The 15,033-nt window shown below is 71.1% G+C and carries 15 protein-coding genes; 6 read left to right on the top strand and 9 right to left on the bottom strand.

Features of this window, described 5'->3' with window-relative positions; genetic code table 11:
• Positions 1-69 precede the first annotated feature (69 nt).
• The 9 genes from ABWO17_RS02955 to ABWO17_RS02915 form a co-directional block, all read right to left on the bottom strand.
• Positions 70-2,148, bottom strand: a complete 2,079-nt coding sequence (locus ABWO17_RS02955; protein WP_353115892.1) for a phage tail protein — start codon at positions 2,146-2,148, stop codon at positions 70-72.
• A gap of 3 nt (positions 2,149-2,151) precedes the next feature.
• Complete coding sequence (locus ABWO17_RS02950) at positions 2,152-2,748, bottom strand: phage connector family protein (RefSeq protein WP_353115890.1); 597 nt, start codon at positions 2,746-2,748, stop codon at positions 2,152-2,154.
• On the bottom strand, positions 2,745-3,359 hold the full coding sequence (locus tag ABWO17_RS02945) for a hypothetical protein (protein WP_353115888.1): 615 nt from the start codon (positions 3,357-3,359) through the stop codon (positions 2,745-2,747). The genes ABWO17_RS02950 and ABWO17_RS02945 overlap by 4 nt, the downstream gene beginning before the upstream one ends.
• A gap of 83 nt (positions 3,360-3,442) precedes the next feature.
• The gene (locus tag ABWO17_RS02940; protein WP_353115886.1) at positions 3,443-3,841 is read right to left on the bottom strand and encodes a hypothetical protein; all 399 of its coding nucleotides are present in this window, start codon (positions 3,839-3,841) and stop codon (positions 3,443-3,445) included.
• 81 nt (positions 3,842-3,922) lie between these two features.
• The gene (locus tag ABWO17_RS02935) at positions 3,923-4,837 is read right to left on the bottom strand and encodes a major capsid protein (protein WP_353115884.1); all 915 of its coding nucleotides are present in this window, start codon (positions 4,835-4,837) and stop codon (positions 3,923-3,925) included.
• Positions 4,838-4,856: 19 nt separating this feature from the next.
• Positions 4,857-5,561, bottom strand: coding sequence for a hypothetical protein (locus ABWO17_RS02930; RefSeq protein WP_353115882.1), 705 nt, complete (start codon positions 5,559-5,561; stop codon positions 4,857-4,859).
• A gap of 95 nt (positions 5,562-5,656) precedes the next feature.
• Positions 5,657-6,202, bottom strand: coding sequence for a hypothetical protein (locus tag ABWO17_RS02925; protein WP_353115880.1), 546 nt, complete (start codon positions 6,200-6,202; stop codon positions 5,657-5,659).
• On the bottom strand, positions 6,199-8,019 hold the full coding sequence (locus ABWO17_RS02920; RefSeq protein ID WP_353115878.1) for a portal protein: 1,821 nt from the start codon (positions 8,017-8,019) through the stop codon (positions 6,199-6,201). The genes ABWO17_RS02925 and ABWO17_RS02920 overlap by 4 nt, the downstream gene beginning before the upstream one ends.
• Before the next feature lie 10 nt (positions 8,020-8,029).
• The gene (locus ABWO17_RS02915; protein ID WP_012612216.1) at positions 8,030-8,257 is read right to left on the bottom strand and encodes a hypothetical protein; all 228 of its coding nucleotides are present in this window, start codon (positions 8,255-8,257) and stop codon (positions 8,030-8,032) included.
• A 643-nt stretch (positions 8,258-8,900) separates the two neighbouring features.
• Here ABWO17_RS02915 and ABWO17_RS02910 point away from each other — a divergent pair.
• The 6 genes from ABWO17_RS02910 (at position 8,901) to ABWO17_RS02885 (ending at position 14,829) form a co-directional block, all read left to right on the top strand.
• Positions 8,901-9,962 carry a hypothetical protein gene (locus ABWO17_RS02910; RefSeq protein WP_353115876.1) on the top strand — a complete coding sequence of 354 codons (1,062 nt, stop codon included), beginning with the start codon at positions 8,901-8,903 and terminating at the stop codon, positions 9,960-9,962.
• Between the two features lie 123 nt (positions 9,963-10,085).
• The gene (locus ABWO17_RS02905; protein ID WP_353115874.1) at positions 10,086-11,519 is read left to right on the top strand and encodes an alpha/beta hydrolase family protein; all 1,434 of its coding nucleotides are present in this window, start codon (positions 10,086-10,088) and stop codon (positions 11,517-11,519) included.
• Positions 11,520-11,844: 325 nt separating this feature from the next.
• Positions 11,845-12,837 (top strand): hypothetical protein, encoded by a 993-nt coding sequence (locus tag ABWO17_RS02900; RefSeq protein ID WP_353115872.1) that lies wholly within the window; start codon positions 11,845-11,847, stop codon positions 12,835-12,837.
• 266 nt (positions 12,838-13,103) lie between these two features.
• Positions 13,104-13,640, top strand: a complete 537-nt coding sequence (locus ABWO17_RS02895; RefSeq protein ID WP_353115870.1) for a hypothetical protein — start codon at positions 13,104-13,106, stop codon at positions 13,638-13,640.
• Positions 13,637-13,981 carry a hypothetical protein gene (locus ABWO17_RS02890; protein WP_353115868.1) on the top strand — a complete coding sequence of 115 codons (345 nt, stop codon included), beginning with the start codon at positions 13,637-13,639 and terminating at the stop codon, positions 13,979-13,981. The genes ABWO17_RS02895 and ABWO17_RS02890 overlap by 4 nt, the downstream gene beginning before the upstream one ends.
• Positions 13,978-14,829: a terminase small subunit gene (locus ABWO17_RS02885; RefSeq protein ID WP_353115866.1), complete on the top strand. Its 852-nt coding sequence runs from the start codon at positions 13,978-13,980 to the stop codon at positions 14,827-14,829. Before ABWO17_RS02890 ends, ABWO17_RS02885 begins: the two co-directional genes overlap by 4 nt.
• The last annotated feature ends 204 nt before the right edge of the window (positions 14,830-15,033 follow it).

The following is a 15,033-nucleotide window of genomic DNA, read 5'->3' as shown; positions in this document are numbered from 1 at the left end:
GAACGGGGCGAGTGGCGTGGACAGGGCGAGTGACATGGGCGGGGCGAGTGACGTGGACAGGATGCGCGCTCATGCCTCGCCCACCTCCACTTCGCTGATCACCGCCAGCACCGTCAGCGGCAGCGGGTCGTCCTGCCGCACGTGCAGGCTGCCCTGCGTGCCCAGCCGCGCATCCAGGGTCACCTCGCGGTCGCCGTCGAACAGCGGCAGCGCCTGCCCCGGCGGGTCCTGTGCGGTGCGGAACAGCACCTCGCGCAGGTGGTCCGCGTCCGGCCCGGCCTTGAACCCCGACGAGCGATACAGCCGCACCCGCGCCCGGCCCACCCGGCGCACCCGGCCCTGGGTGGGACCATCGCCCGCCACGAACTCCTGCGTTACCGGGGCAAGGTCGCTGGCATAGCCGAGCCCGGCGTGGATCACCGAGGCCGGACGGTCCAGTTCGATGTGCCCGCCCGCCACGGTGCGCGGCGGATGCACCCAGCCATCGGCCAGTATGGACACCTCGCGCCCTTCCAGGTGTTCCAGCCCGCCCAGCGCGGCCACGGGCGGCCCCTGATACGACAGCCCGGAATCCACGAAAAACGCCGGGGCCGGGGTATCCGACTCGAAGGCCGGGTCCAGCCGCTCGATGTACCGCCGCGGCGCGCCGTTAACGTCGCGGCGCACCACCAGCCACAACTCGTCGCCCCCTGCGGGGTCGGAAGGCGGGCCGGGCACCACGCACAGCGCCTCCACCGCGCCGCCGGTATCGTGGCGATGCCAGCCCGCCACCTGATGCTCGGCGATAAGGGTAAGCCCGGCCATGGTGCCGTCGTCCATGGCGCACCACACCACAGAATGGGGCGACTGCTGGTAGGCCCAGTCCACGATGTTGCGGCCCCGCAGCATGTGTTCGGCCAGAATGGTCTGGTCCGCGCCGGAATAGCCGTCCACGTCCAGGCTGTAGCGAAAGTCGCGCACAGCCCGGCCCCCGCGCTGCACGGCCAGCACCCCGTCGCCCACGGCCAGGGGCGGCAGTTCCGCCGAGCCGCGCGCCGACTGGAATTCCAGCAGGCACGACAAGGGCGAGAACGGCTCGCTGCCCTGCCCGGAAAGGGTCCATTCGCCGCCGCCGGTGCCCACCAGCAGCTTGCGGGCGGGCATCATCCAGCGCACGGCGCTGACCGTTTCCGAGGCGATGGTGACGGTGACCGCGTCGTCGGTCTGGAGCGGACGCGAGACGTCCATGTTCTCGTAGCAGCCGGTACGGCTGGCCCAGATGGTTTGCGGATGGCTGCGCGACCCGGCGAAGCACAGCCGCTGTTGCCAGAACTGCACCGACGAGGGGTAGTCGTCCGCCCCTTCGAAGGGGTTGCGGTGCTCGGGCGGGCCTTCGGCAAAGTCCGGCGTGCGGCCCGTATCGGCATAGGTTTCGCCCGTGGCTGCGGTGCCCAGCAAGCCGTACACCGAGGCCCCGCCCCCGGCCTTGTACACCCGGTATTCGCTGGCCCCTTCCACGGCGTCCCAGGCCAGGTTGACGGCGGAACCTTCCGCAGGAGTCCCGGCGGTGACGCCCAGTTCCGCTGTGGGCAGGCTTTCCTCGCCGGTGTCCACGGACACGGCGGTGATCACGTAGCGGTGCAGGCGGGTGCCGGACGGCGCCCCCGTGGAGCGCAACCCCGTGGGCGTGGCCACGCGCGGGCCGAAATCCACCGTCACCAGCCGCCAGTCGGCGTGGCCGTGGCGCTCCAGCTTGCGCGGGGCGGCATGGGGCGTGACCAGGTAGAGCACGTCGGCGGACTGGCACCAGCGCAACGTGGGCAGGTGTCCCGCCGCGTAGGGGGTAGGCACCGTCAGCGGCGCGCCGTCACCCCCCAGCACCAGCCCCCCGCGCCACCACACCCGCAGCCGTTCCGGGGCGAACTCCAGCACGTAGGCCTGTTCCTCGTTGAATACGAAGGGCACCAGCCGGGGCGGTGTCGTTTCGTCGGCGCACGGCCCCATGAAGCGCAGGCCGGGCCGCCGGAAAGCCGGGCCATGCGGGTGCAGCAGCATGTTGCGCAGCACGCGGCAGCCGCTGGCGTATCGGGCCTGATCGCCCCGCGCGGCCATGAGGGGCGACAGTTCGCCCGCGTTGAAGCTGTTCTGGATCAGGGTGGTGCGCGCCATGGGTTACCTCGCCAGAAGCCAGGGGTTGATCTCCACGGGGTCGGACGCGCCCTCGGCGGCGTCGGCCACGCGGGCGGCCTCCAGGGCATCCCCGAAACGCTGGAGCATGGCCTGCTCGGTGCGCGAGCTGTTCATGAGCGGCACGGCCAGCGCGGCGGCCAGACGGCGGGCCAGCGCCTCGACGAACAGGGCCGGGAAGCGGGCCGGGTCGGTGACGCGCACGGTCAGCACCGCTTCTGCCGGGGCCGCGTCGGTGTACAGGGTGCGCGCCTCCACCACCTCGAAGGGCGGCTCGCTGCGCAGGCGGCGCACCCGCAGGCAGTCGCCGGGCAGGCGGTAGGCGCAGGCAAAGCCGAAGGGCGGCACCGCAGCCAGCGGGGCCAGCGAGGTGTAGCGGGTGGCGAAGTTCCAGTGGTGGTGTTCCAGCAATTCGTCGCGGGCTTCCGCGTAATAGCGGGAGCACAGGTCCGCCTCGCGCGAGGGCTGGTCCAGGGCCACGATTTCCGGGGCGCCCAGGTAGCGCAGGGCCTTGTTGCAGATGGACACCTCGCTGGTCTGGGGGGAACTGGCGACCGCATTGGGGGTAAAACCGGCGCTCATGACCGCCCCCTGCCGCGCGGGCGGCCCCCGACGGTTCTGCCAGTTCCGTCAGTTCTGGGGGTTCTGGGGGACCCGGTTACTCCGCTGACTCCGGTATCCTCCGCCGCCACGCGCTGGCGTTCGCGCAGGTGGCGGGCCGTGGCCCGGCGCATGGCGGCGCTGGGCGGCAGGTCGGGCACCGCCGGGGCGGGGTCGGCGGCACCTGTTGTGCCAGACGCGCCAGACGCACCGGACGCACCGGACGCATCGGGCGAACCGGACACATCGGGCGCATTGGGCGCGCCCATCACGGGAGCTTCGTCCCTCTGGCCCTCCGCTGCGCGCAGCATGCGCCGCAGGGTGGCCTCGTCGGTGGACGGGTCAAAGGCCACCCCCAGCAGGGCCAGCCGGGCGCGCAGGGTCGCCAGGCGGAAGCGGCGCACGTCCGCGCGGGTGGGCGGTTCGGCGGGTTCGGACGTTTCCGCCACATCCGGGGAGCCGGGCAAGGCGGGCGAAGCGGGGGCCGCCGCCGCACCGGGGACGCACCCTGCCGGTTCCTCGTGTACCGCCGGTTCCTCGTGCACCGCCGGGACGTGGCCCGGCGCTCCATCCTTGGTCATGTCATTGGTCATGGTGGGGCACCTCCGTGCCATGTTCCCCGCCCGACCCGCCGTGGTATGGCGGGTGCGGGCGGGGGTTGCGGTCCGTGGCCGCGCTAGCGCGGCAGGTAGTCGAAGACGACGTCCACGGTGCCGGAGGCCCCGGCGTCGTCGGTGCCGATCACCACGCGCACGTGGCGGCGGCAGTCGGAGGGCAGGGGCAGGCGGCCCAGCACCTCGCCCCCGGCCCAGGTGCGCCCGCCGGGGGTGCTGCGCCGGAACGACACGGGCAACGCGGCAAAGGCGGTGCCGTCGTCGCTGTCTTCCAGCATCAGGGTAAGGCTCTTGCCGTCACCCAGGGTGACTGGCGTGGCGGCCACGGCGGCGACCTCGGCTGCGCCCATCATCGAACCCGCGCGCTGCGGGCCGCCGTTGCCCACGGCCTGGGCGTTCCTGGGCAGTTCCTGCCCCTTGGCCAGATGTTCGCCATGCACACGCAGCATGTGTCCGTACATGCGTCTCTCCTTGTTCATCGGCACCGCCGGGCGGTTGCCGTCATGGTGTTGCGGAAGTGGAAGGGGAACGGCGCGGTGCCGCTACAGGGCAAGCACCTGTTCGGTGCCATCCTTGAAGTTGTAGGAAGTGACGATCTCGATGCCGTTCCAGTGGGTGATCTGGCGGTCCATGTCCTTGCCGCCCGGCACGATCTGCAAGGCACCGGCCTTGTAGCGGTACAGCAGGTTGCGGGCGCGCTCGTGCATGAACAGGTAGGTGGAACCGGAGGTGGCGCGCACCTGGGCCAGCATGTCGTCGATCATGGCCTCGGTGGGCACGTTGTCGCGGTTCACGTTGACGATGGCCGCCACGCTGTGGGGGTTGGCGATCTGGATGCCCAGGTACGACTTCAGCCGCAGGCCGAAGACCAGCACGCCCTGGTACTGGCCGCTGGTGGCCTTGTAGAGTTCGCCGCCGTTGATGGACTGCACGTCCAGCACGGTGCCCTGCTTGAAGCATTCCGGGCTGTACAGGCCGCAGGTTTCGCCTTCGACGAAGCGCACGGCCAGCATGGAATAGCAGCCGCCCGCCTCGGCCCCGGCGTCGGTGACCTTGCCGTGGTCCAGGGCGAAGGCGCGGAAGTTGTCGTAGATGATGCGCTGTTCCGCCGACATGCCCGAGCGGCGCAGCACCTTGGGCATCTTCTTGGAGAAGTACTTCTCCTTGCCGCCGAACATGCGGGCGGTGTCTTCCGGCACCTCGATCTCGCCGCCAAGGATGGACAGATCCACCTTGCGCAGGTTGCTGGTCACCTCCACCGAGGGCAAGGGCGCGTTCATCTCCACCCAGCCCGCGCCCTGCACCTCTTCCACGTCCTCGTACATGTTCCACAGGCCGTGGCTGGCCTCTTCGAAGGGAACGATGCCCAGGATGGGGGCCTCCTCGGTCAGCCCGTCCACCTGCTGCGGCTGCGTGGATGCCTGTTCGTTGCTCAGTTCCTTCAGCGTCTTGCCCATGCCGGATGCCTCCTGGCGGTTAACGTTTGGCGAACACGACGGTCCGCAGGAAATCCTCGGTGCTCATGGCCTCGCCGCGCGCGCCCGCCGGGCCGGTGCCCGCGCCCAGCGAATCCTCGCCCATGCGCTCGCCCACCAGGGCCATCAGTTCGGCAAAGGCGGGATGGTTGCCGAGCCCGGCGCGCACCAGCGGGGCCAGCCGCCCCTCCATGCGGGCGTCCAGGCCGCGCACGGCGCGGCGGGCGGTATCGATGCGCTCGTCGTAGCGGCCCTTCCACAGGGTGCGCAGGCCCGCCTCGCAGCCGTCGGCGGCCAGGCCCCCCGCCGCCTCGTGCTCGGCCACGTAGAAGTTCACGGCGGCGCGGGCCTGTTCCGGGGTCAGCCCCTGGGCGGCGCACAGTGCGCGGAAACGGTCCGCCGCAGCCGTATCCACCGTGAGGTGGTCCGGCAGGTCGAAGGCGTAGTCTGCGGCGTTGCGCGGGGCGGCGGGGCTGCCGGGCGCAGCAGGCGAATCGGGGGAATCGGACGGGCCGGGCACGCCGGGCAGGCCGGGCAGGCCGGGGACGGTGCCGGAATCGGCGGGAATGGCGGGGGCCACCGATGCGGTAGCCGGGTTCGCCGGGGCGGAAGGGCCGGACATGCCAGATGGGCCGGATGCGCCCGATGCGCCGGATGCGCCGCCCGCCATGATGGGTGATGGTGCCGGGGCCAGTGTCTGTTCCATGGTGTTCTCCGTTGCTGGGTTGCAGGCGTGCGTGGTGAAAGCGCGTCTGTTGAAGATGCGCCCGTTGAACGCGTACCGATGCGGCGCGGGCGGAATCAGTCCCGCCGCCCGCCGGTGTTCAGTTGTTCCCCGGCCCAGCGCCGCGCCCCTTCCAACTGGATGCGCAGCAGGCTGGCCGGGTCGGCCATGGCGATTTCCGCCGTGCGGTCGCGGGCATAGTCGTACAGGGCCGCTGCCCCGTGGATGGCGGGCTCTGGCCGGGACAGGCGGTCGTTGGCGCAGGCGGCATCCAGCCAGTGGCGCAGCACGCGCACCCCGACCCCGCCCTGCGTGCGCAGCACCGCCGCAAGGTCGTCGAGATAGGCGGCAAGACGGGTGGTTTCCTCGCGCCGGGCACGGCGGGCCTCTTCCACCTCCGGCCCCAGCAGGTCGGTCAGCAGGCCGTCCGCTCCATCGGGGCCATTGAGGACACCGGGGCCTTCGGCATCCGCCATGGCGGTGCGGGCCAGCAGGTCGGCCAGGATCATGTCGGGCTGCGGAATGGGGTCGGCCTGCGGCGCAGAGGCGGCCCGCTGCACGGAATCAGGGTGACGCCCGCCGTCCGCCGTACGGGAAGGAATGGGGGAGGAATGGCGGCTCATGCGAGCGCCTCCGTGCCCCGGCCCGCCGGGACAGGCGGGACAGAAGGCCGGGAGGGCGCAGAAGGCGTGACCGATGCGGCGGCACCGACACCCCCAGTTGACGCCCCGCTCCCGCCACTGCCGACGCCCCCGCTCGACGCGCCGTCCCCTCCGTCCACGCCCAGCACCCTTGCCAGTGCACTGGCGGCACCCGCCGCACCGCGCGCCACGGCAGCCCCCTGCGCCGCCTGCACGGCCTCGCGTTCCGCGCGCAGCCGCAGCACCTCGGCATCGGAGCGCACCACCCGCGCGGGCACCCCGCCGATGGCGGCCAACTCGTCCACGGCCTGCTCGAAGTCGATCTTGTCCAGCACGCCGGGCGCGGTGGCCGACAGGGCCGTGACCTCCGCCGCGAACTGGCGGATGGACTGCGCCGCCCCCATCCGCTGGGCCTGGGCCAGCGCCGAGACGTATTCCACGCGCATCTCCAGCCCTTCCAGCTCCGGCGGGTTGGGCGGCAACGCCCCGGCCCGGCGCAGGATGCCGTAGGTGCGCGTCAGCAGCGGATCGAGCAGTTCCGTCTGGTGCCGCTCGATGACCGGGCCGAGCATGAGCAGCTTTTCCTGCCCGCGTTCGGCCACCTCCGCCGCCGTGACGTTGGAGCGGCCATCCGCCGTGAACATCAGGAACAGGTCGTTGAAGAACCCCTCGCGCACGGCCTTGCGCACGTCGTCGATCTTGCGCGTCACCGCCGCGATGTCCGGGTTGATCTGGTAAAGCGGGGCCACCGCCTCGGGCTGGCCCGGCGCCACGTAGTTCTGCGCGCCGGGAATCAGGTTGAGGCGCTGCTTGAAGCCGGTGGGCACGCGCATGGGCGGGTTGACCACCTTGTGGATGGCCAACAGTTGGCTGCGGGCCATTTCCTGCAACATCTTGACGTCGGGCAGCACGTCCATGCCGGGCGAGCGCCCGTACACGTCGCTGCCGGTAACGTCCCAGCGCGCGGCCAGATGCGGGAATTCCTCGAAGCCGCCCTCGTGCAGCAGGTCTCCGGCGGCACCGTCCGCCTCGAACACCAGCGACTCGAAGGGCATGTGCAGGTTGCCGTCATGGCCGGGGGTGCGCACGGCGCGGGGCCGCACCAGATGCACCACCTCCACGTGGCGGTTGGGTTCCTTGCGCAGCATGCGCCGCGTGCCGCTGGACAGCCGCGCCTCGCCGTAGCGTTCCGCCAGTTGGCGGGCGGTCATCAGCATGCGCCGCGCCACGGTGTCCACGCGGCCCGCCGCATCGCAGGCCCAGGCGAATTCGCCGCAGGTCAGCGCGGCGAAGCGGGTCAGCCGTTCCGGGTCCACCTCATGGTACAGGTCGGCGGAACCGAAGGCGGCCAATTCCGTATAGAGCGCATGCGATGCCTGGTAGAAGTTGCTGCGGGCCAGCGCCCAGTACAGCCGCTGTTCCACCGCATCCAGCCAACGGCGGGCCGGGCCGGATTCCGCGTCGGCCCCGTCGGCCAGCCGCAGGCGGAACCAGGGCCGCGCGGGCGAGGTAAGCCCCCCCTGCATGCCCGCCGCCAGAATGCGCACGGCGCGGGTGGCCGTGGCGTCGATGACCCGCCCGCCGCGCGTGTCGGCCGAGCCGGTGGAGCCGCCCGTCACGCCGGACGAGCCAGCCCCGGCGCCGGAAGCGGGAGCGCCCAGCGGGTCGCGCCCGTGCATGCGCCCGCGCCGGGGCAGGACGTAGGCGGCGATGTCGCGCCACGCCTCTTCCCACGGCGCGCGCTGCCGTTCCAGAAAGTCCACCGCCTCGCGGGCGTCGCGCAGTCGTTGGCTGGTCATGCCAGGCTCCTCACAATCCCAGCAGCGTCTTGCGCTGGGTATCGGGCGTGCCGGGCACGCCCAGCGCCCCGGTCAGGATGGTGCCCTGCCTGCCCCGCGCACGCAGCGCGGCGCGGCGGGCATCCTCGCGCGCGTCCTCAACGGCCTTGGCCTCCTGCTCGGCCACCTCGTCGGCGGCGGGGGGAGCGGGGGGAGCCGGGGGTTCCGGGGCCTTGTACGATTTGCCGCCACCACCCATGGCATTGCCTCCTTGCTTCGGTGTGCGGACGTCTCGCGGGGCCGGACCACCCGACCACCACGGCCGCGCCGCGTGAACCGGTGGTACACCCCGCTTTTCGGGCGGATGCGACCGGAAGGGGGTTGGAAGGGGGGCGTAGCGGTGTACGAAGCATGCGCGGGCATGACGCAAAAAAAACGCACGGCCCGCCCAGCGTGAAAAATGCCGGGAATGCCCGGCAGGAAAGGAGGGGAAAGAGGGGCAAGGAAAGGCAACAGCCCGAAACAATGGGGGGAATGCAGGCAGCGATGCGCTTGCGAACGGATACGGCACGTGGCGCCGAAAAGGCGGGACATGTGCGGCGGCATGCACCCGTGGGTTAAGAAGAACCGCTTCCCTACCGATACAGATGGATGGCGCAGCGGCTCCGGTCACGCACGGGTACGTGCGGATCGGGGACGCATTGGCCGGGCTGCGCATTGGCTGCGGTACGCGTTGGCCGGGCACATGCGGACCGTGGCCGCAACGCAGGAAAAACGGCCAGGAAGCACGCATCATGCGGGGTGCCGTACCCAGGTAGGGGGCTTTCCCGCCTTGGCCGCACTGCCGATCCCTGCTAGCTGTATTTGTTTTCCGTAGACATCCGCGTACTTCAGAGGCTGGAATGCCCATCCGCCACGCGGTCCTGGCCGCGCTTTTCGCCGTTTTCGTCCTGCCTGCGTTTCCTGCCCCGGTCACGGGAGCCGGGACACGGTACGAACAGGTGGGCGAACACTACGACGTTTCCATCAGTTACCCCGTGCTGCACCACCCCGCCGTGGATGCAGACATCGGGCGCATCGTCTGGAAACTTACCGACGCCTTCCGCCGCGTGGCCGGGCACGGCCTGCCCCCGCAGTCCGCCGCAGGGCCGCGCCCTCTTCGGCCCGGCCTGCCAGCCGAGGCGAACGGACCAGAAGAGGCGGACGGGGCCACACCATCGCATGGCGGCACGTCCAACGCCGCGCCGCAGGGCGCCCCGCCGGCAATCGCGGACATCTACACCCCGGCCCGACGCGACTGGCTTAGCGCCACCCACCGCATTTCCCGGCCATCGGCCAACGCCGTGTCGGTGATCTTCGAGGTGCAGACCGGCCTGTGGGGCCGGGAAAACGCCACCGTACAGCATGACCTGCTGGCCGTTAGCTACGACCTGGCGGCAGGGCGGCGCATCGAACTCGACGACCTGTTCGGCGACGACGACTGCGCCGACGCCGTGCTGATCGCCCATCTGCGGCGGCGGATCGGCGGTGCCCCTCACGTTGGGGAAGACGGTGGGACCGCCCCGTCCGGGACCCGACCCGGCACGTCTGGCCGGGCGTCTGGCCTGGCATCTGGCCTGGCGTCTGGCCTGGCATCTGGCCTGGCGTCTGGCCTGGCATCTGGCACCGTGGCCGAAGGCAGGCAATTGCTCATGATGTCGACGGGCGCGAGGGGTTTGGGCAACGCGAGCCCGGACAATGCGCAAACCCCGGTCGTCTTCTGGCTCACCCCTCGGGGTCTCATGGTGCTGCCCGGCTCGTGCTGCTGGCAGAACGCCTCCGTCGGCGGTACCTCCAGCGTGCCAGGCAATTTTCCCATGGACGGCCACAGGACTCCGGCAGATCCGCCACTGGAGGTGGAGGTGCCCATCGAGCCGCTGTTGCAGTGCGCGCCGCACCTCTCCTACTGGGGCAGGGCGCGCTGACGCGGCGCGCGTCCGGTCGCACAGGGTCGCACAGGGTCGCGCCCGATCGCGTCCGATCGCATGGGGCCTTGCCGGGTGGGGGCGCATGCGGTATCTCGCTCGTGGACATACCGGAGGTCTCCCATGCCGCGCGGCCACGCGCCCCGTACCCCGATCCCCACCCGTCTCCACGCGTCCGGCCCCGCCCGGAGCGTGCCGCGCACCCTGCTGGCCGCGTCGCTGGCCGCCGCCCTGCTGCTGCCCGTGGGCATGCCCCAAAGCATCCCCCCAACCCTGACGGCAGGCGTATCCGGCTGCTTCCTGCCCATCGCGAAAGACGCCCGCGCGGACGAGTCCGCCTCGTACCAGCCCGGCTTCCGCACCATGGGTATCTGGATTCCCGAAACCGGCGAACGGCTCGACGTGGCCGTGTGGTACCCTTCCGTCCGCGCCCCATCCGAAATCCACCTCGGCGACTGGACGCTGGACGTGGCGCGCGGCGGCAAGGAAGTGCCGGGCCGCTTCCCGCTGCTGGTCATCTCGCACTGCACCGCAGGTTCGCGCCTAGCCCACCACGACACGGCAGAAGCCCTGGCCCGTGCGGGCTTTGTGGTGGCGGCACCCACCCACCCCGGCGACAACAGCAACGACACCTCGTCCCTTTTCCTGCCCGAGCAGCTCACGGCCCGGCCCAGGCACATCAGCACCACCATCAGCAGGCTGTTGCGCGCCCCGGAAACCGCCCCCATGATCGATCCCACCCGCATCGGGGTCATCGGCTTCGGCACTGGCGGGGCCACCGCCCTGTTGCTGGCGGGCGCCCGTCCCGACGGCGGCCGCTATGCGGGCTATTGCGAACGCACCACCCCCGGAGACCCCTACTGCACCAAGTGGGCCTCCGAACGGCTGGCCCGCCTGCCGGAGGCCCTGCGCCCGCTGCAATCCGGCCCCGGGGCCACGGAATCCGCCGTCCCCCCCGCAACGCCATTCCCGCCCAGCCAGACCTCACAACCCTCGCAGGCCCCCCAGGCCCCCCAGGCATTGATGACGGACGTCCGGGTACGTGCCGTGGCGCTGGTGGCCCCCGGCTACGGCATGCTCTTTCCCCGTGCATCGCTGACCAGGGTCACCGTTCCCGTGGCCATCCTGAAGGCCGATGAGGATGAGGTGAACCGCGCCCCCCTGCACGCCGACGCCCTGCGCGCCGCCCTGCCCCGCCCGCCGGAATTCACCGTGCTGGCCGGTGCGGACCACTACGCGCTCATGGCCGCCTGCCCCCCCACCCTGCAACGCGACCTGCCGGAACTGTGCGGCGGGGTGGACGAGGACACCCGTCAAACCATCCACCGCATCCTCAACGCCCGCCTGGTGCGCTTTTTCCTGTCCACCCTGGGCGAGGCTGGCCCCCCCCTGCCCGCGCCGCCCCCGGAGCCGGAACCCCAAGCATTGCAGGTGCAACAGCCCCCCCTCCCGGCAACCAACGCCACCTCGGCCAAAAGCAAGGCCAAGGGCGACAGGGACGAAAAACGGAAAAAGGACGGCAAGCCGCGCAAGCAGGACGCCCCCGCACCACGCTGATCTGTTCCGGGAACACGACCGGACACCCCAAGCCGGTGAATATTCGGCCAGCGCAACGCCGGGCCAGGGCAAAAAACGGCCCGAAACGGCCTTGGCAGGGCCAATTCTCTAGAGTTCCCAACATCAGCTAATCGCCTTGAAAAGCTGCTGTTTTACCAAAATCGCGCAAGGCCCGGCCACAGGTCGCGCCACGGGGGGCCTCGCAGGGGCACCCCACCATCGTGCACACTTTGCAACATACTGAAATGTAAGCGCTAAAAAAATATTTCTGCGTACCATTCCGCACCCTTGACAGGGGCCGCCCGAATCAATAAAGCCTGCACACGTGGCGATACGCCATACAACACCATCCGAAGGACTCACGGTAAACATCACCATGCGCGGCGACAACGTTCGGCGTGTACCTTGCCCCTCCATATATTTCCGCAATGTAACCACATCCCGGCTGCTGGCATCGCTGCTGGCGCTGCTCGTGTTTGCCGTACCCACCGTCACCGAGGCGGAGCGCGGCGACATGCCCGATTCCCTGTCCGGCCATGGCCGGGCCGCAGTGAATGGCGCTGGCGATGCCCGCCGCGTGGCCCTGCACTCTTCCGAGGTGCAGGCCCAGGCGGATGACGACGGCTGGATCGACATGCCCGGCGGCTCGCGCCCGGCCTACATCGGCATCCACGGTGGCACCGTGCCGGTCAGCCTGCTGGCCACGCGCGGCGGCAGCACCATGGTGGCCATGGTGGGCGAAACCGGCAGCGACTTCCTGTACGTGCTGCGCGGTGGACGCAACCAGTCCGCCGCCAACGGCAGCGACCAGGCCGATGCCGCGTCCGAACTGCTGGCCGCAGCCAAGGCTTCCGACGGCGCCACCGCCTCCACCGTGACACTGGATGCCTCGCGTCCGGCCAACATCCCCGGCCCCCACACCGCCGCCATGCCCGAGCCCGGCGCCAACGGCACCGTGCTGTTCGCCTCCACTCCAGAAGGCAGCGTGCCGGTCATCTACGCATCGGGCCGCTCGTTCGAGTCGCTGGACATCGCCCTGGCCGACTGGACCCCTTTCGGCCTGACCGAAGACCACGTGGGCAGTGACGGCAAGGGCAAGATCGTGGCGAACAAGAAGGCCGCCAAGAAAGCCAAGGGCAAGCAGGTGGCCCGCTCGACCAAGCCCGAGCAGGCGGACAAGGCCCGCGTCGGCAAGGCCAAATCCGGCAAGGCCGACGGGACGGAACCGGGCAAGTCCGACAAGGCCCCGCGCCTGCCCCGCAACGAGAAGGGTCCGGTGAGCATTCAGGACGCCTCCGACAGCTTCATCGCCGCGTAAACACCCCATCCCCGCACTTCCGACGCCCCCGCCCAGCGGGGGCGTCTTCGTTTGCGCGCCCACCTCTCCTTGTCCCCCGCCGCTACGCAGCCCCCCGTCCAGCCCTGTCCGCACCGACATGTCCGCGCACCCTCGGGACGGCCATGCGCCCCCTTTGCCACCCCGCTGCGGTCCGCACCGCCCCGCATGGCAGGTGTATGCACATCCTCTCGCGCATGGCGGGTCGGGCATGCCGCCCGACGGCCCAGGCGCGGAAGGAGCATGGCATGGACTGGAATGGCATAGGCACCACGGTGGCCCGGGTGGCCCCGTTACTGGGCGCGGCACTGGGCGGCCCCGTGGGTGCGGTGGCGGGCGCGGCGGGGGCGCTGCTGGGATCGGCGCTGGGCGTGGCTCCGGAACCGGCCAGCGTGGCCGCTGCCCTGGGCGACCCGCAAGCGCTGGCCACCCTGCGAGAACTGGAGGTGCGCGAACGGACACGCCTGCTGGATTGGCAGGCCGAGCAACTGCGGGCCGAACTGGACAACACCCGCGATGCCCGCGCGCGAGAGGTGGCCCTGGCCCGTGCCGGGCACGGCGGCGCGTGGGTAACCGGGCTGGTGGCACTGGTGGTGGTGGCCGGATTCTTCGGCATGCTGCGGGTGGTGCTGGAGCAGCCATCGGTAAGCGAACCGGCCCTGCTGCTGCTCGGCTCGCTGGGCACGGCCTTCGGCGCGGTGGTCAACTACTACATGGGCTCGTCGCTGGGATCCTTCCGCAAGGACGAGTTGCGTTCCCGCGCCGGGGAGGGCGCCCCGAGATGACCACTCCGGATGACACCGCCGAGCAGTGTGCCGAGCGCCGGGGCGAAGGCTGGCGGCTGGACCGCCGGGTGGGCGTGCAGGCGCTGGCGGCTGCGGCCACGGCCTTTGCGGGGGCGGTGATGCTGGCGGGTACGGTGCAGGCCCGGCTGGATGCCATGGAGGCCCGCGCGGCAGTTCTTGACGGCGATATGCGGGCCGCCCGCGAAACCGCCATCTGCGTTGCCCGCATGGACGAACGGCTGGTCGCCGTGCAGCGCGCGCTGGAAGAAATGCGCACCGATCTGCGCCACCTGCGCGCCGAGGCCCGCGTGCCCGCCGCCACGGAAAGGGAGGCCCGATGAAGACCCCGGAATGCGACGGCGCGGACACCGCCCCCCGGACCACCGGAACTGCCGTGGCTTCGCGGCGACCTGCGGATGCGCAGAGGGAAGGCGAAGAGCGCTCTCCCCGGCTGGGGGTGCGCCAACGCCGCTTCGTGGAGGAATACCTGGTGGACATGTCGCCCGTGCGGGCCGCCGAACGGGCGGGATACGCCCCGGTACGCGCCGCGCGCACGGCCGCCCGGCTGCTGGGCGCCCCCGCCGTGCAACAGGCGGTGGAGCAGGCCATGGACCGCCGCGCCGCACGCACCGGGGTAACCCAGGACCGCGTGGTGCGCGAACTGGCCGCCGTTGGGTTCGCGGTGATGACCGACCTGTGCCACTGGTCCGACGAGGGGGTGCGACTGCGCGATTCCGTGGAACTGACCCGCGCGCAGGCCGCCGCCGTGGCCGAGGTGCGCGAGGCGTCCACGGCGCGCACCGCACGGGGCGCACGCGCCACGCGCCCGGCACGCACCACGGAGGAAGAACAGCCCGAAGCGCCGGTGCGCGGCGGGGTGCAGGTGAAGCTGCATTCCAAGCTCAAGGCCCTGGAAATGCTGGCCCGTCATCTTGGCATGTTCGGGACGGCCACGGGCGCTGATGGTGATGCGCCCCCTGGCGGCGGCGCGCGTCCCGAACTTCCGGGGGAATTGCGTGCCCGCATCGACGAACTGTACCCGCTCCGGGCCGCCGGTTCCGTCCAGGGCCACGGCGGAGACTGCGTGGATGGCGGAGAGGGCGCGGGCGGTACGGATGATGGGGACGAGGAAGACACGGAAGACAGGGAGGACGACGGCTTCGACGGTGACGGCTGGGGCTCCGCATAGACAGTGCGGGCGGCAGGGACGCCGGAGGCATTGCGACGGCGGAATGGCGGGACGCCGGGAAAGGCGATGGGACGGTACCGCGCGAAGGCCGCCCGAATGACGCGCTCCGCATGATGCGCGTCATGCCCGGATGGACCGACCTTGCCCGTGGCGGAAACTTTTCCGTCACGGGCAACCCGGCGTCACCATGCGCACCTTTCGGCG

This window comes from Nitratidesulfovibrio sp. (assembly GCF_040373385.1).
GTDB lineage: Bacteria > Desulfobacterota > Desulfovibrionia > Desulfovibrionales > Desulfovibrionaceae > Cupidesulfovibrio.
The sequence above is the reverse complement of the archived record's forward strand: the minus strand, read 5'-3'. Positions and strand labels throughout refer to the sequence as shown.